The sequence below is a fragment of the Dehalogenimonas etheniformans genome, assembly GCF_014672715.2.
In the GTDB taxonomy this organism is placed as follows: domain Bacteria; phylum Chloroflexota; class Dehalococcoidia; order Dehalococcoidales; family Dehalococcoidaceae; genus Dehalogenimonas; species Dehalogenimonas etheniformans.
On sequence record NZ_CP058566.2, the window covers coordinates 1,154,017 to 1,176,253 of the forward strand.

The 22,237-nt window shown below is 49.8% G+C and carries 21 protein-coding genes, 3 tRNA genes and 1 other annotated feature (1 of these 25 cut by a window edge); of the genes, 5 read left to right on the forward strand and 19 right to left on the reverse strand.

What is annotated here, in order from left to right; translation table 11 throughout:
• Nucleotides 1-133 (reverse strand) — a sequence feature (ribosomal protein L10 leader region); it reaches 10 nt to the left of the window's first position.
• A gap of 55 nt (nucleotides 134-188) precedes the next feature.
• The 17 genes from rplA to HX448_RS05890 all read right to left on the reverse strand — a co-directional run bounded on the left by rplA (nucleotide 189) and on the right by HX448_RS05890 (nucleotide 12,575).
• Nucleotides 189-902, reverse strand: a complete 714-nt coding sequence (rplA, locus tag HX448_RS05810) for a 50S ribosomal protein L1 (RefSeq protein ID WP_102330192.1) — start codon at nucleotides 900-902, stop codon at nucleotides 189-191.
• Between the two features lies 1 nt (nucleotide 903).
• Nucleotides 904-1,326, reverse strand: coding sequence for a 50S ribosomal protein L11 (rplK, locus tag HX448_RS05815; protein WP_102330191.1), 423 nt, complete (start codon nucleotides 1,324-1,326; stop codon nucleotides 904-906).
• A gap of 23 nt (nucleotides 1,327-1,349) precedes the next feature.
• Nucleotides 1,350-1,868 carry a transcription termination/antitermination protein NusG gene (nusG, locus tag HX448_RS05820; protein ID WP_076004222.1) on the reverse strand — a complete coding sequence of 173 codons (519 nt, stop codon included), beginning with the start codon at nucleotides 1,866-1,868 and terminating at the stop codon, nucleotides 1,350-1,352.
• 49 nt (nucleotides 1,869-1,917) lie between these two features.
• A complete protein-coding gene (secE, locus tag HX448_RS05825; RefSeq protein WP_102330190.1) occupies nucleotides 1,918-2,145 on the reverse strand; it encodes a preprotein translocase subunit SecE in 228 nt (75 codons plus the stop codon).
• 23 nt (nucleotides 2,146-2,168) lie between these two features.
• Nucleotides 2,169-2,333: a 50S ribosomal protein L33 gene (rpmG, locus tag HX448_RS05830; protein WP_102330189.1), complete on the reverse strand. Its 165-nt coding sequence runs from the start codon at nucleotides 2,331-2,333 to the stop codon at nucleotides 2,169-2,171.
• Nucleotide 2,334: 1 nt separating this feature from the next.
• Nucleotides 2,335-3,537, reverse strand: coding sequence for an elongation factor Tu (tuf, locus tag HX448_RS05835; protein WP_102330188.1), 1,203 nt, complete (start codon nucleotides 3,535-3,537; stop codon nucleotides 2,335-2,337).
• 34 nt (nucleotides 3,538-3,571) lie between these two features.
• A tRNA-Thr gene (locus HX448_RS05840) sits at nucleotides 3,572-3,647 on the reverse strand.
• Between the two features lie 57 nt (nucleotides 3,648-3,704).
• Nucleotides 3,705-3,789, reverse strand: a tRNA-Tyr gene (locus HX448_RS05845).
• A 13-nt stretch (nucleotides 3,790-3,802) separates the two neighbouring features.
• Nucleotides 3,803-3,875: transfer RNA gene (locus HX448_RS05850), tRNA-Thr, on the reverse strand.
• A gap of 157 nt (nucleotides 3,876-4,032) precedes the next feature.
• Nucleotides 4,033-4,725, reverse strand: a complete 693-nt coding sequence (locus HX448_RS05855) for a PIG-L deacetylase family protein (RefSeq protein WP_102330187.1) — start codon at nucleotides 4,723-4,725, stop codon at nucleotides 4,033-4,035.
• Between the two features lies 1 nt (nucleotide 4,726).
• The gene (locus tag HX448_RS05860) at nucleotides 4,727-5,944 is read right to left on the reverse strand and encodes a glycosyltransferase (RefSeq protein WP_102330186.1); all 1,218 of its coding nucleotides are present in this window, start codon (nucleotides 5,942-5,944) and stop codon (nucleotides 4,727-4,729) included.
• The gene (locus HX448_RS05865) at nucleotides 5,944-6,921 is read right to left on the reverse strand and encodes a GNAT family N-acetyltransferase (protein WP_102330185.1); all 978 of its coding nucleotides are present in this window, start codon (nucleotides 6,919-6,921) and stop codon (nucleotides 5,944-5,946) included. Before HX448_RS05865 ends, HX448_RS05860 begins: the two co-directional genes overlap by 1 nt.
• A gap of 67 nt (nucleotides 6,922-6,988) precedes the next feature.
• Complete coding sequence (locus HX448_RS05870) at nucleotides 6,989-7,981, reverse strand: ABC transporter ATP-binding protein (RefSeq protein WP_272868182.1); 993 nt, start codon at nucleotides 7,979-7,981, stop codon at nucleotides 6,989-6,991.
• Nucleotides 7,960-8,961, reverse strand: a complete 1,002-nt coding sequence (locus HX448_RS05875) for an ABC transporter ATP-binding protein (protein WP_102330183.1) — start codon at nucleotides 8,959-8,961, stop codon at nucleotides 7,960-7,962. The genes HX448_RS05870 and HX448_RS05875 overlap by 22 nt, the downstream gene beginning before the upstream one ends.
• A gap of 1 nt (nucleotide 8,962) precedes the next feature.
• Nucleotides 8,963-9,895: an ABC transporter permease gene (locus HX448_RS05880; protein WP_226846669.1), complete on the reverse strand. Its 933-nt coding sequence runs from the start codon at nucleotides 9,893-9,895 to the stop codon at nucleotides 8,963-8,965.
• Complete coding sequence (locus tag HX448_RS05885; RefSeq protein ID WP_102330182.1) at nucleotides 9,888-10,805, reverse strand: ABC transporter permease; 918 nt, start codon at nucleotides 10,803-10,805, stop codon at nucleotides 9,888-9,890. The genes HX448_RS05880 and HX448_RS05885 overlap by 8 nt, the downstream gene beginning before the upstream one ends.
• 81 nt (nucleotides 10,806-10,886) lie before the next feature.
• Nucleotides 10,887-12,575 carry an ABC transporter substrate-binding protein gene (locus HX448_RS05890; protein ID WP_162485851.1) on the reverse strand — a complete coding sequence of 563 codons (1,689 nt, stop codon included), beginning with the start codon at nucleotides 12,573-12,575 and terminating at the stop codon, nucleotides 10,887-10,889.
• Nucleotides 12,576-13,686: 1,111 nt separating this feature from the next.
• On the opposite strand from HX448_RS05890, the gene HX448_RS05895 reads away from it, so the two are divergent.
• Nucleotides 13,687-14,766, forward strand: coding sequence for a type IV pilus twitching motility protein PilT (locus HX448_RS05895; protein ID WP_102330179.1), 1,080 nt, complete (start codon nucleotides 13,687-13,689; stop codon nucleotides 14,764-14,766).
• Between the two features lie 709 nt (nucleotides 14,767-15,475).
• On the opposite strand, the gene HX448_RS05900 is transcribed toward HX448_RS05895, so the two are convergent.
• The gene (locus HX448_RS05900; RefSeq protein ID WP_102330178.1) at nucleotides 15,476-15,988 is read right to left on the reverse strand and encodes a MarR family winged helix-turn-helix transcriptional regulator; all 513 of its coding nucleotides are present in this window, start codon (nucleotides 15,986-15,988) and stop codon (nucleotides 15,476-15,478) included.
• Between the two features lie 411 nt (nucleotides 15,989-16,399).
• Here HX448_RS05900 and HX448_RS05905 point away from each other — a divergent pair, with 411 nt between their 5' ends.
• Nucleotides 16,400-17,887, forward strand: coding sequence for a reductive dehalogenase (locus HX448_RS05905; RefSeq protein WP_102330177.1), 1,488 nt, complete (start codon nucleotides 16,400-16,402; stop codon nucleotides 17,885-17,887).
• A 595-nt stretch (nucleotides 17,888-18,482) separates the two neighbouring features.
• On the opposite strand, the gene HX448_RS05910 is transcribed toward HX448_RS05905, so the two are convergent.
• The gene (locus HX448_RS05910) at nucleotides 18,483-19,043 is read right to left on the reverse strand and encodes a MarR family winged helix-turn-helix transcriptional regulator (protein ID WP_102330175.1); all 561 of its coding nucleotides are present in this window, start codon (nucleotides 19,041-19,043) and stop codon (nucleotides 18,483-18,485) included.
• Nucleotides 19,044-19,676: 633 nt separating this feature from the next.
• On the opposite strand from HX448_RS05910, the gene HX448_RS10710 reads away from it, so the two are divergent.
• The 3 genes from HX448_RS10710 (at nucleotide 19,677) to HX448_RS05925 (ending at nucleotide 22,234) form a co-directional block, all read left to right on the forward strand.
• A complete protein-coding gene (locus HX448_RS10710; protein WP_162485850.1) occupies nucleotides 19,677-19,859 on the forward strand; it encodes a MarR family transcriptional regulator in 183 nt (60 codons plus the stop codon).
• 83 nt (nucleotides 19,860-19,942) lie between these two features.
• Nucleotides 19,943-20,758 (forward strand): radical SAM protein, encoded by an 816-nt coding sequence (locus tag HX448_RS05920; RefSeq protein ID WP_102330173.1) that lies wholly within the window; start codon nucleotides 19,943-19,945, stop codon nucleotides 20,756-20,758.
• Between the two features lie 9 nt (nucleotides 20,759-20,767).
• Nucleotides 20,768-22,234: a B12-binding domain-containing radical SAM protein gene (locus HX448_RS05925; protein WP_102330172.1), complete on the forward strand. Its 1,467-nt coding sequence runs from the start codon at nucleotides 20,768-20,770 to the stop codon at nucleotides 22,232-22,234.
• Nucleotides 22,235-22,237: the final 3 nt, after the last annotated feature.

A 22,237-nucleotide genomic window follows, 5' to 3' on the forward strand; every position in this document is an offset into this window, starting at 1 on the left:
AAAAAGTCCTTGTGCCACGCACAAGGACTTAAAAATCAAACTCAGGGAGTTTTGATGTTTTCCTCGGCTGGCATTCATTAAGTCCCTATTAAATCGGGACACCGGCTGTCTAAGGATATTCAATTATCGCAAACTATACTATCACCAAGCGACCCGATGACGCAAGGCGCCGCCATTTACCATTGTTACTATGCGCCGCCAAGGGCCATGGTCGGCCGCAGGTCCAACTTGAATCCGGGACCCATGGTGGTTGTCACATAGACGCTCTTAATATACTGCCCTTTAGCCCCGGAAGGCTTGGCGCGGACGATGGCCTCCATCAGGGAGGTCAGGTTCTGCATCAGACCAGCTTCATCAAAACTGGCTTTGCCGAGAACGGTATGGATGATGGCGCTGCGGTCTAGTTTGAATTCCACCCGGCCCATCCTGGCTTCTTTGATGGTCTGCGGCAAATCTCCGGCGGCCACAACGGTACCGGCCTTGGGATTAGGCATCAAGCCCTTGCGGCCAAGCACCTTGCCCAGTTTACCGACTTTACCCATCATGTCCGGGGTAGCGATGGCCATATCGAATTCGGTCCAGCCTTCATTGATCTTGGCAACGAGGTCGTCGGCGCCAACGAAATCGGCACCGGCGTCTCGGGCGATTTTTTCGGCGTCACCCTGGGCGAAAACCAGGACCCGGACCTTCTTGCCCAACCCGGCCGGCATGAGGGCCACACCGCGGACGACCTGCGCCGAATTGCGCGGATCCAGACCCATGCGGAGATGGACCTCGACCGTTTCATCGAACTTTGCGGTCGCGGCCTTTTTAGCCAGGGCGATGGCCTCGGCGGGAGTATATTCTTTACCCGCCTCTACCAATTTTTCAACTGCGTCAAAACGTTTGCCATGATCAACCATATTATTCTACCTTTATCCCCATACTTCGGGCTGAACCCTCGATGATGCGCTCTGCGCCGGCAAGATCGGCGGCATTCAAATCTTTCATCTTCAGGGCGGCGATCTCCTTGAGCTTGGCGCGGCTTAATACCGGAGCTGTATTGTGGCCCGGATTGCCCGCGCCTTTCTCCAAAGCCAGCGCCTTCTTCAGGAGGTCGGTGGCCGGCGGAGTCTTTGTGACGAAGGTGAACGATCGGTCGTCATAGATGGTAATCTCAACCGGCACCACCGTTCCGGCCATTGAGGCGGTGCGTTCGTTATATTCTTTGCAGAACCCCATGATATTGACGCCGTGCTGGCCCAGGGCGGGACCGATGGGCGGCGCAGGATTAGCCTTGCCGGCCGGTATCTGCAGTTTGACTATTGCCTTGATTTTCTTAGCCAATTATATCTCCCCCAGGCGAAGCGCTAGAGCTTCTCTACCTGTAAAAAGTCGAGTTCGACCGGAGTCTCCCGGCCAAACAATGATAACAGAACCTTGATCTTGCCTTTTTCGGTGTTGACTTCGTCGATGACACCGATGAAGTCGATGAAAGGACCGTCGATAACCCGGACGCTTTGCCCCTTTTTGAAGCCGACCTTGACCCTCGGAGCCTCCGCTTCCATCTGGGTTATGATACGCTGTACTTCATGGTCCTGAAGCGGTGTCGGTTTACCGGCGGTGCCGACAAACCCGGTGACGCCGGGAGTGTTGCGCACGATCTGCCAGTTGCGGTCGCTCATGTTCATCTGGACGATGACGTAGCCGGGCAGGATCTTGCGACGCACGCTACGCCGCTGGCCGTTTTTGACCTCCACCTCTTCTTCGGTGGGGACCTCCACGCGGCCGATTTCGCTTCCCAGGTCGAGCGTTTGGATCCGCTCGCCGAGATTCTTCTTTACCCGCTCCTCATGCCCGGAGTAGGTATGAACGACATACCACTTCATGTTGTTTTCGGTCAATTTATAATACCTTTAAGGCGGCTACTGGATCCTGTTATTTCAACAGGAAATGGTCGACCAGGAAAGACAAACCGTAGTCCAGCGCGCCCAGGACGGCGCCGACGGCGAAAGAAACCACAAGCACCATCACGGTCAATTTGCGGATTTCATCGCGGGTAGGCCAGTTAACTTTTTTAAGTTCGGCGATTATATCGCCGAAGAAACTGGGCTTGGCGGGAGTCGCCGGCTTTGCAGCCGGCGACTTTGAAGCCGTATTTTCCATAGTGTCAAGTTGCCCCCGCGGCGTTACTTCGTCTCCTTGAATTGACGATGGGTCTGACAACGGGGACAATACTTCTTGATCTCCAAGCGGCGGGTGTCGTTGCGCTTATTCTTGGAAGAAGTATAAACCCGCTCGCTGCACTCGGTGCAGGCAAAGGTTACAACGATACGATTTTCCGATTTAGGCATATTACTCCAGGATGCTTGAGATGGCACCGGCGCCGACGGTGCGTCCGCCTTCGCGGATAGCAAAGCGGAGACCGGCTTCCATGGCCACCGGGTAGATCAAGCTGATCTTCATTTTGATATTGTCGCCCGGCATAACCATTTCGACGCCTTCGGGCAACTCGATGTTGCCGGTGACATCGGTGGTGCCGATGTAGAACTGGGGCTTGTAGCCGTTGAAGAACGGGGTGTGGCGGCCGCCTTCGTCCTTGGACAGGACGTAGACTTCAGCCTCGGCCTTGGTGTGAGGCTTGATCGAACCGGGCTTGGCCAGAACCTGGCCGCGCTCAATATCTTCACGCTCAACGCCGCGGAGCAGCAGACCGACGGCATCGCCGGGTTCTGCGTAGTCCAAAAGCTTGTGGAACATTTCGACGCCGGTAACGACGACTTTGCGGATGTCGTGGTGGAGACCGACGATCTCAACTTCTTCGCCGACCTTGACGGTACCCCGATCGACGCGGCCGGTGGCCACGGTGCCGCGGCCTTTGATGGAGAAGACATCTTCAACCTGCATCAGGAACGGCTTGTCTTTCGGGCGCTCCGGCAGCGGGATGAAGGAATCGACTGCATCCATCAGATTCATGATCTTACCGCACCATGGGCATTCTCTCTTGCCGCAGGCACATTCCAGGGCTTTGACGGCCGCTACCCGCACCACGGGAGTATCATCACCGGGAAATTTGTACTTATTGAGCAGTTCACGGACTTCCATTTCGACGAGTTCGAGGAGCTCTTCGTCTTCCATGACATCGACCTTGTTCAGGGCGACGACGATGGCAGGTACACGTACCTGACGGGCTAGCAGTACATGTTCGCGGGTTTGAGGCATCGGACCGTCCGGAGCCGAGACCACCAGGATAGCGCCATCCATCTGGGCGGCGCCGGTAATCATGTTCTTAACAAAGTCGGCATGTCCGGGGCAGTCGATGTGGGCATAGTGCCGTTTCGCCGTCTGGTATTCGACGTGCGAAATCGAGATGGTCATGCCGCGGGCTTTTTCTTCTGGCGCGTTGTCGATCGAGTCGAAACTGCGCTTCTCGGCCAGACCGGCGGCGGCCAACACGGTGGTGATGGCGGCGGTCAGAGTGGTCTTGCCGTGATCGACGTGCCCGATGGTACCGACGTTTACGTGCGGTTTAGAGCGGTCAAATTTCTGTTTAGCCATGATATCCTTTTATCTCCCTCTTTAATTTTCTCTTTGGAGCCCACAATCGGATTCGAACCGATGACCCCGTTCTTACCAAGAACGTGCTCTACCTACTGAGCTATGTGGGCAACCCTGTCATTATAGGTTTTCCGTTTCAAGTTGTCCAGCAAGTAAAGCCAAAAATCTGGAGAGGACTGGATTCGAACCAGTGAAGCCCTTTCGAGCGGCAGTTTTACAGACTGCTCCGATTAGCCACTCCGGCACCTCTCCATGTGTTGAGGCAAGCCCGAGAGGGGAGTCGAACCCACTAACCTACCGATTACAAGTCGGTTGCGCTGCCATTGCGCCACTCGGGCAGAAAGCTGGTTATTCTGGTAAAGAACCAGTTCCTGCATTCAAACAGAAAGATATTATATGTAAAACCGAACGGTTAAGTCAAGACTTTACAGCCGGTTATCAACAAACCGGTACCAAACTCAAGATGAAGAAGAAACGTGCGACAGGTGAGTTCTTTTACCACGGAATTTCGATGCGGCGGAAGGCTTCGGCCATCAAAAATTCTTCGCCTTCGGCAGCCGCCGACGCCCTCGCCTTGATCCGGTCGAGCCGCTGGAAAAAATCTTCTTCGACCTGGCTTTTGTGGCACTTAATGGCATCTATCTTTTGGCTAAAGGTGCCCGTGATGTCGGATTTATAATTGGCGTCTTCCGCCCCGGTCAGCCAGACCTCGTTCACCTTATGGGGTTCTAGTCCTTTGGCGAGCAAGTCAGGGTAAGCCATATGGTCGCGGGCGTAAGGGAAAACTGCATCCATCGCCGCCTCGCCGCATTTTCGGTGGTCGCGGTGCCACCAGATGTACCGCGTATATGGCGAGTGAGTTATAACCAGTTCCGGCCGGTATCGCCGGATCAGCTCCACCAGTTCTTTCCGCAGTTCAGCATCGGCTTCGAGTGCCTGGTCCGGGTGCCCCAGGAAAACGACATCGTCAACCCCAAGGGTCTTAGCGGCGGCTCTCTGCTCGGCCATCCGGATTTCTACCAGCTTGGCTGGGGTCATGCTCCGGTCGGCGGATCCCTTGTCTCCGGCCGTGCAGATCACGTAAACTACCTTTTTCCCCTCCCGGGCTAAGCGCGCGATTGTCGCCCCCGCCCCGAACTCGGGGTCATCTGGGTGGGCCATGATGACTAGCACATCCGCCAGAGGCATGTCATTCGACTCCGGCTGCTGTCTTCGACAAAACGTGTCGATAAACATTCTCCATTCTTTCGGCTACCGCATTCCAACCAAAACCCGTAACCGAATCGTGAAGTTTGTTCTTATCTGTGTTGCAATTTTCAAGCCACTTGGTTAGCGCCGGCGCCAATGCGGATGGCTCGTTGCCTGAAACGACCGAACCGGAAAAGCCTTCCTTTATTATTAGACTGGCTGCCCCGACGTCGGTCGAAACAACGGGCGTGCCGCTTGAAACTGCTTCTAGCGCTACCATGCCAAAGGTTTCTGAATATGACGGCACGGCCACCACATCAGCCGAGGCGTAATACCACGGTAATTCCCGCTGCGGAACGGCTCCAATAAATTCCACCCGATCTGAGATGCGGAGTATGTCAGCGAGGGTTTTGAGGCGTTCCAGGGCAGCCCTGGAATATTCGTCACCGCCGATAACAACCAGCCGACAATCCGGTACTTCGACCAGGCTCATCGCTTCGATCAGCTGGTCTATCCCTTTAAGTTTGTCCAACCGCCCCACGAAGAGGACCAGCGGCTTATCATGAAAGCCAAGCGTCATTCGAGCCTGTCGCCTGTCGATAGGTCTGAAAAGATCCGGGTCTACCCCGCAGGGAACGACGGATATCTTGGATTCATCACAGCCGTGGTGCCGAAGTATGGTGTCTTTTTCTTTCTGGGTCCCGGCGGTGAGATGTTGGCATCCGGTGGCGATTTCTGTTTCGGTGATCAGCCTTATCGCCGGTTCGTTTTCTCCCAGGCCAAGCTCGTCTTTGGCAGCCCCGATGGTATGGAAACCGAAAATTTGCGGCACGTTCCATTCTTGAGCAAGCCTCAGGCCAACTTCCCCGGAGAGCCAGTAATGACTGTGGACAAGATCGTACGAAGCGCCGTCGGCTATCCGGAAGGCTTCGAGGTTATCGTGAAATTCCCGCAGGTGATTGTACTGAGTGAGTTTGCCCATTTCTTCGACAGCGCCGGCGGTGATATGTATCAGCCTGGCGCCGGGTGCCAGGTACTCCCACTGGGCGTCCCTTGGATCGTGCGCCCGGGTGTATACATCGATCAGATAACCCCAGCGAGCGAGAGCAGCGGCCATTTCCCGGATGTAGACATTCATTCCGCCGGTATCCCGTCCTCCCAACTGCCCGATCGGACAGGAATGGACCGACAACACGGCGATACGCAACTGTTCTGCCATCAGGTTAGCTCGATTCGCAGGCGGGACACGGGGATTTCGATTCCACCGAGATGATATTTATATGTTTCGGCGCCCTTGAGAAAATCGTACCGGGCCATCTTCTGCTCGATAGCATCCTTTATCGAATACACTTTGGACAGCAAACCGACGGATAATGATGAATATTTCGGGTCGTAACCGCTGTTATAGAGATATCTGATTCCATTATAATCAAAACACATAACACTGGCTACAATTTCATTCCCCATTTGGAGGTGCCCGAATCGCAGGAATCCAGCCTGGTTCATCGACTCGGCCATCCGCCTAAAATAGGACTCCATCTGTCCGGTCATGAATTCGGCTTTATCCGCCCTGCTTATTCTCAACAGCCTGATAAGAGTGGTTAATTCTGCGCCGACGTTTCCGGGTGCCGTTATGTCAAATCGGATTTCCCCCGCCTCCTCCAGTCTCCTCATTTTACGGCCGATCTCATGTCGTTGGTGAGTGGTCAGGGATAACAGATAGTCATCCCAGATCGCGGGCAACGGCATATCCAGCGAGACATCGGTATCGGTAAGTTCGGCGCTTTTGCCCCTGGACTGTACCAGGGGTAAAAGGTGTTTCACCGCCAGAGAGTCCGGCCTGAGCGATTCAAGTTCGATCGTTTTGATGTTCGAACGGTTAAGTTCTTCAAGGAGCGAGTCGAAGAAGTGGGCCTCAGTACCCGGTTTTACCATGAAATCCAGGTAATCGCAGACATCGGCGCTACCGATAAAACGCGCCGCGTCCCCATGAATGCGCAAAGGCGCTATGCCGAGGACCACGCCATCCGCCGAGATCTCTTTGAGGAACAGATCATCGCCGTCCCGGAAGTTTGCCCACCACGCCTCGAGCCATTCAGGTGTTACAAACGGATGGGGTGCCTTAAAGGTTTGTTGATATCCCTGCCAGTTGTCTCTCAACTGGGCAATAGTCAAAGATTCCAGGTGTGTCGGCATTTTTTAAAGGATAACATGCCGGAGATTTGAATCCAAAAACTCCGAAATCAAAATCGTTCGATTTCTTCTACGGCCAGGAGGTCTTGTGCAACAGGCAAGCGACAAAGTGACCGTTACCCGCGTCGTTCAACAGAGGTACGACATTCTTGCATTCCTCGAATGCTTTGGGGCAGCGGGGATGAAAAACGCAGCCCGAAGGAGGATTCAACGGGCTGGGCGGTTCGCCCTGCAGCAGGATGACCTTCCGTTTAGCCTCCACCTTGGGGTCCGGCACAGGGACGGCCGAAAGTAAAGCCTGGGTATATGGGTGCAGCGGACGCTCGTATAGCGCATCGCGAGGTGCTATCTCCATGATTTTGCCAAGGTACATCACCCCTACCCGGTGGCTTATGTGCCGGACCACTGAAAGGTCGTGTGAAATGAACAAATACGCAACACCGAATTGACGCTGGAGGTCGTCTAACAGATTGAGTACCTGAGCCTGGATGGACACGTCAAGTGCGGATAACGGCTCGTCGCAGACAATGAATTCAGGTTGCAGCGCCAGAGCCCTGGCGACTCCGAGCCTCTGCCTCTGGCCGCCCGAAAATTCATGTGGATACCGTTCAGCCATGTATGGGGCGAGCCCGACAATATCAAGCAGTTCTTTTACCCTATTCCGGCACTCGTCTTTACTGGCATGATGCAATCTCAACGGTTCGGTGATGATATCATAGGCAGTGAACCGCGGATTCAAGGACTCATAGGGGTCCTGGAAGATTACCTGGAGTTTAGGCCGGAATGGTCGCAACTGTTTATCCGTGAGTCCAACTAAGTTCTTTCCCTTGAAACTGACTTCGCCGGATGTCGGCCGGTGGAGTTGCAGGACGCATTTACCTACTGTGGTCTTGCCGGACCCGGATTCGCCCACAAGCCCCAGGGTCTCCCCGTGGTGCACCGCAAAAGTAACCCCATCGACGGCCTTAAGTTCGGTGACTTTTTTCCGCAGAAAACCGCCTGATCCTATCGGGAAATATTTGGTGAGGTTATTGACTTCTACTAAGACTTCGTCTTTTGCCAAGGCATCTCTCCGTTGATCGCGACAAGACAACTGGTGAAGTGTCCAGGCGTCATTTCTACCATCTTGAATTTCATGACGTCGCATTCACCCTTCACGAAATAACTGCACCTGGCGGCAAACGCGCAGCCTGAAGGCGGACAGATTAAATCTGGCGGTTGACCCTCGATAGAGCGAAGACGCATTTTCCGCGGCTCATCCAAACGGGGAACTGAACCAAGGAGGCCCACCGTATAAGGATGTAAAGGATTATGAAAGATCTCAACGGCAGTTCCATTCTCAACCACCCGCCCGGCATACATCACGTAGACACGATGCGCATATCGGGCAACAACACCCAAATTGTGGGTGATCAGAATGAGAGCGCTATCCAGATCTTTAACAATACCTTTTAACAACTCAAGCAGTTGTGCTTGAATGGTGACATCTACGGCCGTAGTCGGCTCGTCCGCAATGATGAGTTTCGGTTGGCAGGAGATAGCCATAGCGATCATCACCCGCTGGCGCATACCACCGGAAAAATGGTGCGGGTAGCTCTTTGCGCGTTTTTCAGCTTGAGGGATACCAACCTTCTGTAGCAGGTTAGCTGCCTCGGCCAGAGCAGCTTTCTTTTTTAGCTCTTTGTGAAGCATTAACGATTCGGTTAGTTGCCGCCCGATCGTCAGAACCGGATTAAGCGAGGTCATCGGTTCCTGAAAGATCATCGATATCTTGCAACCGCGAATCTTTCTCATCTCTTCCTTTGACAGGCGCAGAATGTCTACGCCGTCGAAGAAAATGTCGCCGCTGGCAATTTTCCCTGCCGGTTCGGGGATCAGGCGCATAACCGAAAGCGAACTAACCGTCTTGCCGCAACCGCTCTCACCGACCAGGGCTACGAGTTCGCCCCTATCGACGGTGAAGGAAACGTCATTGACCGCGTGGACGATACCATCCTGCGTATGAAATTCAGTGACTAAATGTTTTACTTCCAGAAGCGCCATATTATCTTTTCATCCTCGGGTCCAGTGCATCGCGCAAGCCATCACCCAAAAATGTGAATGCCAGCATTAACAAAGCAATAGCCGCGGCGGGAATGATGACAAGATGAGGGTACGCATTTAACACTGCGAAGCCATCGCGAATCATTGCGCCCCAGCTTGGAGTCGGCGGTTTGATACCGATACCGATATAGCTTAATGCGGCTTCGGCGAAGATCGCGCGGGGTACGCCGAATGTTATGGCCACGATCACTGGACCCAGCGCATTTGGTATCACATGCCTCATCGTTATATAGCGGCTGTCACCGCCCAGCGAGCGAGCAGCAGTAACGAAATCACGTTGTTTCAATGACAGCACCTGACCGCGTACCAGACGCGCGATGCCTACCCAGGATACTAGTCCGATAGCCAGGAAGATCACGAATATTCCGCCGCCGAATTTGGCAAAACTGGTCTCTCTCATTACGGCACTAAGCAGGATAATTAACAGGATGTCGGGGAAAGCATACATGATATCCACGAAGCGCATTAGGACATTATCTATCTTGCCACCGATAAACCCGGCGAAAGCCCCTATGGGTAATCCAATAAGAAGGACGATAAATTGCGTAAAGAATCCGACCATTAACGAGGTTCGCGCGCCGTACAGCATCCGTGCAAAGACATCGCGCCCCAATTCATCGGTGCCAAACCAGTGAACGGTACTTGGTGGCTGCATAACTGCAGAGTAATCCTGGAAGGCATAATCATAAGGGGTGATCCAGGGTGCAAAAATAGCCGCCAATGCGATAACGAGAACGATAAGACCGCCAACGACTGCTAATTTATTGCGACGCAGCCGGATCCATGCGTCGGCCCACAGCGTGCGGTGAACTCGCGTGGTCACCAATTCAGGCGAGGACGGCATAGAATTTCGTTCTGCCGCTTGATCAATCATAGCGGATCCTTGGATCTATCACAGCATAAAGTACGTCAACGACTAAATTCACCAAGGCTACGGCAAAAGCGTAAAAAAGAATCGCTCCCATAATCAAGCCATAATCTCGCTGAAAGACACCTGCCACAAAAAGCCGGCCTATGCCCGGTACGGAAAACAAAGTTTCGATAATAAATGAACCTGAAACGAGGGCAGCCAATTCAGGCCCGGCAACGGTGACCACCGGGATCATCGCATTCCTTCCGATGTGCCTGAGTAAAACTTGCCGCTCAGGTAAACCCTTTGCCCTTGCGGTACGTACATAGTCTTGTCTAATGACGTCGAGCATTGAAGCGCGGGTAATACGTGCCGTATAAGCGGCTGGCAATGCTGCTAATGCCACCGCTGGCATGATGATAGGTTGTATCCCTCCCCATCCGCTGGTTGGCAACCAATGTAACTGGATAGAAAATATATACATTAGGAAAATGCCGAGAACAAATCCTGGAACGCTGGCAAAAATCGTGGCGTACCCGACTGAAAAATAGTCTATAAATGAATTTTGTTTAAGCGCAGCTGCAATACCCAGACCCACCCCTAAAATAATCGCCAAGGCAAAAGCCGTAAGTCCCAATATCGCACTGACGGGAAGACCTCCCATAATGATATCTGTCACGTTACGATCTTGGTAAATATAAGAGATCCCCAGGTCGCCGTGTAAGGCGTTCCAGATATAAGTCCCGAACTGGACGATGAGAGGTTTGTCCAGTCCGTACTTCTCATTCAGATTTTCAATAACTTGGGGAGCTAGCGCTTTTGCCCTGTCCCATGGACCTCCCGGAACCAGGTGCATTAGAACAAAAGTGATCGTAGCTACCGCAAAAAGGACAAGCAGCATCCATAAAAGGCGGCGAGCGATGTACTTAGCCATTACACAAATCCGGATACGAAGCAGGGGATTGGGACCGTCCCAATCCCCTGCTTGAATAACTGATCATCAACCGGGGGCTCACTACGGAGTATAACCCGCCTGAGTAAGAAGCGTTTTGGCTTTGGCGGCATCGAATTTGTAAGCCGCGCCAATAGTGGCATCGTAACCCGGCATGCCCGGCGGAATCCAGCAAGTAGTCGGATGGCCTACGCCGCCACGAATAGTGTTGATGTAGGTATCGCGGTCGATTGCGGTGGCCAATGCCTGGCGCAGAAGCTTATTCGTAAGCGGGGCTTTGGTCATGTTGTACTGGAAAGCGTAGGTGGTCAGGTCGGCGCCACGTACGATCTGAGGGCCATAGGTTGGATCCGCAATAGTAGCTTTCTCAGTGCCGGCAGGAACACCTGTCATATCTATTTCGCCATTTTTGTAGGCAGCAAGCGATGCTTGAGAGTCGGTGATCTGTTTGAAGGTGATCTCGGTCAGGGTCGGCTTGGTGCCCCAATAGTTCGCATTTGCCTTAAGGGTGATGTGATCCAATGGCACCCATTCTGTCAGGGTGAATGGTCCGTTGCCGATGAGGTTGCCAGCCTGGAATGCAGCAGTTGATCCCTTGGAGTCGATGACGTCCTTGCGGACTGGATAAACCGGCCACAAGGCCATCACTTGCGGGAACGTCGGCTGGGCAGCTACAAGTTTGATTTGCAGTGAGGTGGCGCTAAGCGCGGTGACCCCGACGCCAGTTACTGGCCCGGTGCCAGCATTATAGGCTTCGCCTCCAACAATGTTGAAATACATCGAAGCGTATTCTGCGGCGGTATCCTTCGCTAACATGCGCTTGATGCTGTACTCAAAATCAGCTGCGGTGCATGGCTTGCCGTCGCTCCACGTGACGTTGCTCTTCAAAGTAAAAGTGTAGGTCTTGCCGTCTGCTGAGATGCCGCCGTTAGTTGTCGAGGGCAACACGGATGCAACTACCGGAACGAGGTTAAGGTTTTGGTCGAATCCCAGCAGGCCATCAAAAAGGTTGAATAAGATACTCAGGCTGCTCGCCCAGGATGCAATGTTGGTATCAAGCGTATTGACATCGCCGCCAAGGTTAAGGCGAAGTTTGCCGCTGGGCATGCTGACTCCGCGGAGCAAACGGTCGCCCATGACCTGCCCGTCCTGGCCGGTGGGTTTGAGAGTCGGTTTCAACGCAGGGGCAACGAGGTTAAAGCGTTCCCGGTTGAAAACGTAGATGCCGGGGCAATCATCAACAACTTGTTTGTGGACTGAGTCCCATAACGCCAGGCGTTTCGTGTTATCCAGTTCTTTCATCGCACTGGCGATATTTGCGTCTACAGTCGCGTTCGAATAACCGGATTTGTTGTTACCCTGGTTAGTCCCGTAGATCGTCTGAAGGAAGTTTTCCGGATCCGGATAGTCAGCGCCCCAACCGTAGAACGACCAAGTGTGGTTCTTGGCGTTGACCAGGTTCTGGAAGGCAGCCGATTCCATCGGTTCGAGGGTAAGATCAACATTCAGGTTCTGCTTCAGCTGTCCTTGAAGGAATGCGGCGATGTTAGGGTTGCTGCCGGTGTTTGCGAACTGGAATTTGAGTTGTGGTAACTTCTCTAGTGGCTTGGTGGTCGTGGGCGGAGCAGTAGTGGTAGTGGGGGTGGTGGTCCCGCCGCAGGCTTCTGCGCCGAAGACCAAGATGCCGCCGGTGATTACCGTGGCGCCTTTGACGAAGTCCCTTCGGGTAAAGTCCATACCATGTTCGGCCATTCCTAGGTTCCTCCTTCTAAATTTTGGACTGTGGACAGGGCAAAAAGCGCTGTCCATTTTGAATAACTTCTATTATATCTTCCAATGGTTAAATGTCAATACGCAATATTCAAAGTTCTATGATTCCCAAACTTCCGAAGGTGGCAAACAGTTTCCCATAAAGTGTTCTTTATGTCACCTACAAGAAAATTGCGGAGTGAGTGCCCGGTAATTACCCTGCGCTACCCACGCTTTCCAGCCAATGGACAGTGGTTATAAAGGTTATTTGATGTATGCAAAAAAAATATTTCTTCAAAAAGGCACCAAAAACGACACGAAACGCTTGACAACTCTTTCGTACCCATGTGCTATAATGGCAATCTCCTCGCCCCTATCAATGGCCAATTCCTTTTCATCCCCTCTCCCATTTTTGGGAGAGGGCTTAAGGGTCAGGGCGTTGCGGGAAAGGATTGAGGCGAGGGCGAGAAAATTCCTGCAAATGATGACTCGTGATTTCAGGTCATTCGTTTTTCAAAAGGCAAAACTTACCAATATTCGTTTCTTCACTATTGACCGATCGCGGAATTTTGGGATTCGTTTTCGAATAAAAACTTTTTCCCCGAAAAATCAAAAACGAATCGGGTTCGGGAATTTTGGTACAACGTGTCCTTGCGAGCCCGCGATAAAATCGGGGCGTAACAATCTTCCTCGGATAGTACACCGGTGCAATCGGGTGGGGGCGGCGTGGGGGTAGGGGCGAGCGGCTGCTCGCCCGCCCCGGTTCAATGTCATCCTGCGCAAGCGAAGCATCCAAGCGATGAGGGGTGTTGTATTGAATATTGGTAGTATTTGATATTGTTAGTATTTGGAAATGTTTCGTTTCATTCGTTTTCGCGCCCTTCCATTGGCAACAGAGAGGCTGATTCCGGAAACCGGAACCCGGACACGAGACCCGAGACACAGGACGACAACTGTCTCTCCGAGTCGTTTCAGTCGTTTTTGCATCGTCAGCGATGGGTGCAAGCAAAAGTCTTTAGTACCATTTACTATGGTTAAACATACCTAAGTACCATTGAAAACCCGTGCCCTATCTGATACGTTTATGTCAAGATTCAACACACAGGATTGACGTATGACTGTACCCATTGAGAAACTGCTGGAATTTATTGTCCTCCGCGATGCCACCGACTTACATATCACCGTGCCCAGCGTGCCGGTGCTCCGGGTCGACGGCGAATTGATCCCGCTGACCGAAGTACCCCCGTTTACGCCCCAGGACATCGAGAGCATTTTCAATTTGATCACCACCGAAGAGCAGCGCAACGCGTTCAAGGTGGATCGGGAATTGGACTTCTCATACAGCATGGACGGATTATCTCGATTCCGCATAAGCGCCATATCGCAGCGTAATTCAATTTCCCTGGCGATCCGGCCGGTACCGTTCAAAATACCGAGCATCGATGAACTTGAACTGCCTCAAATATTTAAATCATTGGTGTCCAAGTCTCGTGGCCTGATCCTGATCACTGGCGCCGCTGGCGCCGGCAAATCGACGACTCTTGCTGCTATGATCAATCATCTCAACGAAACGGTCAAACGAAACATCATCACTATTGAAGATCCGATAGAATATCTTTTCCCAAACGTGAAGTGCCTCATCCGTCAGAGGGATATGGGCGATGACGCGCGTAACTTTTCCAGCGCCCTGGTTCACAGTTTGCGCCACGACCCGGACGTCCTTGTCATTGGTGAAATGCGCGACCTCGATACGATGAAAACAGCGCTGACTGCCGCCGAAACCGGTCACCTGGTTCTTTCGACTCTTCACACTTTGGACGCGGCTCAGACGATTGACCGTGTAGTCGATATTTTCCCACCCGAACAGCAGCGCCAGATCCGGTATCAGCTTTCTCAGGTCCTCATCGGCGTCATGTCGCAGCGGCTGCCTCATCGTGCGAAGGGCGGACGGATCGCCGCCTTCGAGATCATGCTGAACAACCCGGTTATCTCACGTCTTATTCGTGAAGAAAAGATCTATGACCTGCAAGCAAATATCGAAGTCAGCCACAAGGAAGGCATGCAGACAATGGACCAGGCGATAGCCGACCTTATCAAACGCAAGGTTATCACCCGCGATGAGGGCATGTTATACAGTTCTTCCCAAGCCCGTTTACAACAGTTGTTGCAATCGGAACGCAGCACGGTATATTAGAGGATTGGCGGACCGTAGAACTATACGCGGGTTCCTAACGGAGTTTGGATGGTGGGCGCTATCAGTCAATAGACAGAACTTTTAGTTTAACATTCAGCCTAACTCCGAGATGAATTTGAGAGAGCTTGGATAAAGGTAACAATCTAGCTCATGTGGCGGTCAAAACTTTGAGTTGATTGGTTTAGGCTCTATATCAGAGGCTAAACACGGTAGCGCTTCGTGTTTACCAACGCTGAAATGTTAAAGTCAGTGTCAATTTTTGAATTAATGTCATATTTTTACTTTTTTCGGTGCTTATCACTTCCCACTATCCCGTTTCATTATGCTATCCCACTTAGGAAGGCGTAGGTATCAATTAGAAAGTAAAAATAGCTTTGACAGGAAACTGAACAGGAAAGTTGCAGGATAGTAGATTTAGCTTTGAACGACCCACCACAGGACACTAACGGGAAAGTAGGCGATACTGGAAATTAGCTTCGATTGGAGAGTTACTGGAAACTAACTTTGGGCGAAATAAATCAGTTGCCCAGCAGAGTAGAATAATCATAATTAAGCCATGACCGCCTGAATATTTGCAGATATTAAGTGAATATAATCAATCTAAGTCTGTTTTTTGAAATGCCAGGAGCTAGATATTATTTTGCTTAAGTTGGAATGGTCAGTTGCGAACAAACGGTTTTGGCTATCTTACAAATAATTTTGTGATCGGCTATAAAACAGAATATTTTTTGGTGTCAATGTTTAGCGAATGTGATGGCCAATCACTTTTATTTTTTAAATATCGTTGATGATTTCCTCTCAAGAGTTTTTCCAATAATTTGTTCAATTGGATAACTTCTTTTTCTGATAAATCAGAACCCCAGAACTCATCGAAAACAGTAAGCTTTTCATAAGCTACTTCAAGGAGTCCTTTGCCTTTTTCCGTGAGTGTGACATCAATCATATTTTTAGGTTTTTCTAAAAACTCCTTTGTAATCAAACCATCAAGTTCCATTCTTTTGATTAAACCCGTAACTGAATGCGGTTCGAGTGGAGACAATTTATTTATCTTGGCCAGTGTTGCATGTCCCCCAGAACCACCCAAGGTATGTAAAATAATAAATCTTTCAACAGTTAGGCCAAGATCGAGGAGTTCCTTGCTAAACACTCTATTGCCAATTAGTTGGCAATGATACAACAGAACATACAAATAGTGTCCGATCGTCAATTCCTTATAGTTCATAAGTTTCAATTATATCAAATCAATGATCATTCACCAAGTCCTAGTACTATCTGATGGACTTAATTCTTTCGTACGATTGCTAAGAAATAAATGATATGATATCGTATACGCATTCGTATACGAAGTCGTATACGTACATTATGAGGCGATGCGTGTAGCTATTTTTGCAAACGACAAACATGCTTCAATGTCAATCATAACCCTACTAAAACCATCGAAACCAATTTGGTGTTTCGCAAGAAAACCATACGAGTGCGACGTATTCAGGATTCCCTTCTTCTATACAAGTTTAAATGCTGCTTGTTTGGCTCGGAATCATCAAATTTGGATTCTTAGGAGGCGATATATGAAGCCATAATCGCAGTAAACATATTGTGCCATTTAATCTCGTCGAAAGAAAGGAAAGGTCGCATGTCAAAGTTTCATAGCATGGTCAGCCGCAGGCAATTTATGAAAGGTCTTGGTTTAACTGGTACTGCACTGGGAATTACCAGCTTAACCGCACCTACCTTCCACGATTTGGATGAAGCATTAACAACGACGTCGGCATCATTGCACCGGCCTTGGTACGTTAAAGAAAGAGAATACGGGGATATTGGGATTGAGCTTGATTGGAAACTCTTAAAACCTCGATTATCGACGATCGGTCCAAGTTGGCTTTCTTCCGCTAAGGAGGCGGCTGTACCCAGTTTCAAGCAGGCCGATTTCGATAAAGCTTTAGAAGCAAAAACTAAAGAGATTTGGCCCAATTACACAGGGCCTACAACAAGGGATTACGCTTTTGCAAATGCCTGTAGCTCGGTTGGTCTCGGAGGGTCATTAGCTGGTCCGGTAAACTATGCTGCGAATACCAAACAGGGGGGATTCAAAGTTCCACCAGCACCTACTCCAGAACAACTTGGCTTACCCAAATGGCAGGGCACACCTGAGGAAAACAACCTTATGGTACGGGCAGCATTGAGCTATATAGGTATCGGACCTGCGATCGGAGCTTCCGAATTAGACGAAAAAACAAAAAATTTTTTCTTCGTCAACCACAAACCTGATTGGGTTTGGGATGAAACTATTTCCCAGACTTATACATCCACAGATGGGAAAACGCAATATTTACCGACCTCAAACAAATACGTCGTGGTATCGAATAATATGGGGGCAACCGAATTGGGGCGTCGATCCCCATCAGTTTTAGCTGGCTCCCGAATTTTGGGAGCTAACATTGAAACAGTTTCTTATAGCCGGGTCGCATTCGCCAAAAATTTCTTTGAGGAGTTCATTCGCGGAATAGGCTACCATTGTTTTTACAATCACAGTCTATCGATGGCAAGCCCATGGGCTATGTGGTCCGGGGTTGGAGAACATGCTCGCATGGGACAGTTGTTCGTGTCGCCCCAGTATGGAGCAAACTTACGGACAAATTTTGTAGTATTCACTGATCTACCTCAGGCGTTCACTCATCCGACTGACGGTGGGGTTACCAAATTCTGCGAAACATGCGGTATCTGCGCTGAAAATTGTCCTGTAGGTGCGATTTCGATGAGGTCAGTCCAGCGAAGTTGGGATAATATGTGCGGGCAAAACTGGTCGAATGATGTCCAAGCTGGCGGTACTCAAACCATGTGGAATATACCTGGATACAAGGGTTGGAGGGTGGATATGCGTATGTGCCAGGGTTGCTGCAGTTGTAAATTCTCTTGTCCTTTTAATACCACCCGTGATGGTAACTTCTTGCACAGTGTCGTAAAAGCAACAGCATCCACTACTCCAATATTCAATAGTTTCTTCAGACAGATGGAGACAGCCTTCCATTACGGCAAACAGGACAAGGATCCTGAATCATGGTGGGATGACCCCGCTGCGTGGTCCATTTATGGTGCAGACTACAGAATTCTACAACCGTGAGTAAGAAAGGAAAGAATTATGCAGTATTTTGTTCTGTTCGTGTTCTTGGGAGCGCTTGTTGGTATAGGTTTTAGCCTTTTAATAAAGTTTATTGGATCTCGAAATCTTAAGGTGAAGTGGTATGAGTGGTTGATCGGAACTTTAGGTCTCGCTTTACTTCTAATAAGTATTCAAGCGTTTCTCGGCGCCAGGGCTGAGGACTTTAAGTTCGCCGCTTTGATGAGCCTGTTAATCTTAGCAGTTCCCGCTATCGTTCTGTTATTGGTCGCCTGGCAGTTAGTAGTGAGACATAAAGACCCCGTGAATAATCCTAGGAAGCTTTAAAGGTAACAGTAATTGTTAAGTAGTTGTTTTTTATTATTTTAACTAAGTATCAATAGCGAATAAATAGGGATTGAGATAAATTATCTCAATCCCTATTTAATTTAAGAGTTTTAACTTTCGGGTTCGTTGCTGCCAGGGAGAAACACCGGCAACCAGGCTTTTGCTAAAGCAGTTTCTTAAAAGGTGAAATCTATACCCAAAGATAATACTTGAAGAAGGAAAGAGTGCACTTCATTGTAGACATCGGATATAGAAACCACCGTTTTCCATTCTAAGATCCAGCTCGAGACGTCTTAAGAACTAATTGATAACCCTTTATCGACTTTAAGTTGCGATCTAAAACTGGTAAAAGGGCCTTTTGAACTCTATCACGTCCAAAGACCACAGGTATATTAGCGTTTTCTAGTCTCGACAATAATTCTATCAATAGCTTAACCTCATCTTCAGATAAAAAAGGCTTCCAAATTTCCTCCAAAACTGACGTTTGTTGTCTGGCTAACACCGTCAGTTTTTTGCCTTTTTCAGTAAGTTCAATCATGACCATGTTTCTTGGCTTTTCAAAAAACCTTTTTACCAATAAAGCGTCTTGTTCCATTCTAGACACTAGTGCGGATATGGTGTGCGATTCAAGGATTGAGTTTCTCACAATGTTCGAAAGGCTGGCTTGATCTCCGAGGCTGTAGACTCCTTCTAGGATAATATAACGCTCGATTGTTAACCCTAACCGCAATAATTCTTGACGGAATTTTTTTTGGTACAGGTGTTCGCCATTATACAATAGTGCGAACAGTGTAAGACCGACTCCATTCTTAAAAGATTTTGATTTACTCATAACTCACGCTTATATTCCGAATATGACTCCGACGTTCGTAAGAAACCCAATTCAATCACCGTTCATAGTCCATAGACCTACGAAGTATGTGTCTAAATATATTCTGGTAGCTTGTGTACGAACCTGTCGATATCCGCCCATCTCATACCCGCCTGTTCACTATAAGATAATCTGAAATCTATAAAAACGCAAATAACTGTGTTTACTCACAGAAGTGATCCTAACGTAAAAGCGCTCATAATTTGAAGTGCGTGGAGACTGCGCCTGGGTAGTATCTTGGCGAATCCCGCCTCTATCAATTCAAAGCAAACAGCGCGGATCAAAAATGGCATTTAATCCGCATCGCTCTTAAGTATTAATACTTATGGCCAATTGCTAAAGAAGCTTTTTCGAGGTATCTTATACGAATATCTGGTAAGATATCTAACTAGATAAACCACCTGACGAAGTTCTCATATACTACTCCGGTTTGCTCGTCTGAGGGAAACAATAAAAATTGGAAAAGAATGAATTTATATCAAATTTGACAGACGGCTGATCCGTTTGCCCTTGCGTACCTTTAATCTAAACCCCGCAAGTTAACGTTGGAAAAAATGGTCGTTACCCGAGCTGAATAACGTAGTAGGGGATCAAGTGAATCAAATATTGAGGGCAGGAAAAAGAACCCAAGATATTTTGACTTATATTAAGTATCACCCAGGAGCAACGTATGCAAATATCAGTAAACATCTGGGGTTATCTTCTCAAAGGGTCTCGTATTTGATCAAAACCAATAGAAGGAGGGAATGGCTTAATTCAGTATCCCAACCTAAATAGATCGAGTTTAAGGTAAACGTTTACGAGCATATTAGTCGTGACCCGGTTCACGACTTGCCGACTGATTTAAGCAAGGAGTATTAATGCAGACAAGAGTCTACAATATCGCCTTCGCTGAAAGTACCCGCCAAGCCTACCTCCATTTTTGGGATTGCAATCTGCACTGTCGTGGTTGTGGTTGTCAAAAGGTGGTTTACGATTTCATGCTCGACCGTAACATGCACCTTCACCTGGCCGAACCCCGCGGTATTGCCACCAGCCCCCAACGCTTTATGGACTTGGATGATGTCATTGAAACTCTCTTCGGTCTTGAGGTCCGGTGGGTACTCTTCGAAGGCCAGGAGTCATCACTCGATCCCTCGATGCCGTTGATCGCCGAAGCTGCCCACCGCAGGCTAGGTACCACCAACGTCCTTTTGACGAACGGTATGAAGATGCCCGACCTCCGGTATATCGACAAGGTATCGGTGGGTTTAAAGGCCTTCTCTAAAGAGCTGCATCAAGACTACACCGGCGAATCCAACAAGACTATACTCGAAAATTTCCCAAAGATCTTTAAATCTGGCGTACCGATGATGGCCGAAACAGTGTTAATTCCCGGGTATATTGACCATGACGAAATAGGAAGAGTCGCCAAATTTATTGCCTCAGTGGACCCGAACATCCGATATCAAATCGACGCCTACTTCAAGGCAGGCAATAACCCTTGGCGGCGTCCGACATCCGATGAGGTCGAAAGATCTGTCGCCGTAGCCAGGAAGTACCTGAATAACGTCTATGCCTACAAAGGTACCGAACCCAGGGAATTCGGCGTCAAGAGTATCTTTCCAACGGAGGAAGAGCTGGCAACTAGAGAACTGGCCCCGGCAGTGGACGCTTGCGAACCAATTCCCACCTAAGATAAAAAAATGAAGATACTCCTTGTCGTCCCCTCCCGTTCCTATGGCAACATGCCGAGATACACCAAGTTTCCCGACGAGATGCTATCTATTGGCGGCATGCTGGAAAGCCTCGGACATAAGGTCAAATTCATTGACTGCAACTTAGAAAAGAAACGTCCTGCTGACTTCATTGAATTCACTCCTGAGCTTGTCGGATTCTCCGTTGCGACAGGCCCAAATATCGCAGACGCCCTGTCTCAATCAGCTGAATTTAAAAAGCTCTTGCCCGATGTGAAAACAGTGTGGGGCTTCCGCCATGCCAGCGCCTATCCTGATCAGGTCCTTGCCGAGTCTTGCGTCGATTACGCCGTAATAGGGGCAGGAGAGTTTACTATTGCCGAACTGGCAGACTATCTGGAAAAAGGTAGTCCGCAATTGTCATCGATTAAAGGTTTAGCATGGAAAGATTGCTCCGGTAAAGCAATCATCAACGAGGTCCGGACTTTCATGTCTGATATGGACGGCCTGCCGGATCCTGCCTGGCATCTGATCAATGTCAATCGGTATTCGGATGTGACTCTGAATACCTCACGGGGTTGCCCCTACAAATGCACTTTCTGCTCCGATACTACCTTCTGGGGCGGCCAGATGTGTGACCTGTCGGCGGCTCGTATCGTTTCTCAAATGGAGAAACTGCATAAGGATTTCGGGATCCACCATATCTACTTTTCCGGCGAGCGTTTCGTCATCAACCGCAAGAGGCTTAGAGAATTCTGCCAGCTAGTCATTGCCAAGAAGTGGAAACTGACCTGGAATGCCCCAGTTTCGGGAGGTATCGACGAAGAAACAGTCAAACTAATGGCTAAGTCTGGCTGCACCTCAGTTCTCCTAGAGGCCGAGTCCGGCAGCCAGAGGATGCTGGATTTCATTCACAAGGACATCACCGTTCCAGAGATGGAAAACACCTTCTGGAACTTGGTGAAAGCCAAGATCCGCACCTCAGTTTATATCATATACGGCTTTCCAACCGAAACCATTGAAGATTTCAAAGCGACCCACGAAATGTTAGGCCGGTTGGATGATCCGTACTACATGTATAACCGTTTTGTACCTTTCCCGGGCAGCGTCCTTTTCGACTATTGCGTCAAGCACAATCTGGTGAAGTTGCCGGAACGTCTTGAGGGCTGGCCTGAGTATCTGATGCGCTTCTCAAATCAGGTCAATATCTCGGAGGTACCCGAAGAGATGATGTCCGAGGCGGCGGCGCACTGGCGCGCAACCTACGCTGTGCAGCGGTTCCGCTTCACTTTAAAGCACAATCCTGCTTATTTCTGGACGGCAGTCACCGACCCGGGCAAATTCTTCCGAGAACTCTGGGAGTTAGCCAAGTTCCACATTCAGGTCAACGGTTTCTACAAGATCGTTAAAAAGAAGCTCTCGACACCGGAAAATAAACCAGTCACCCCTTCCTGCGCCAAGGCCCAGGCACGATAATCG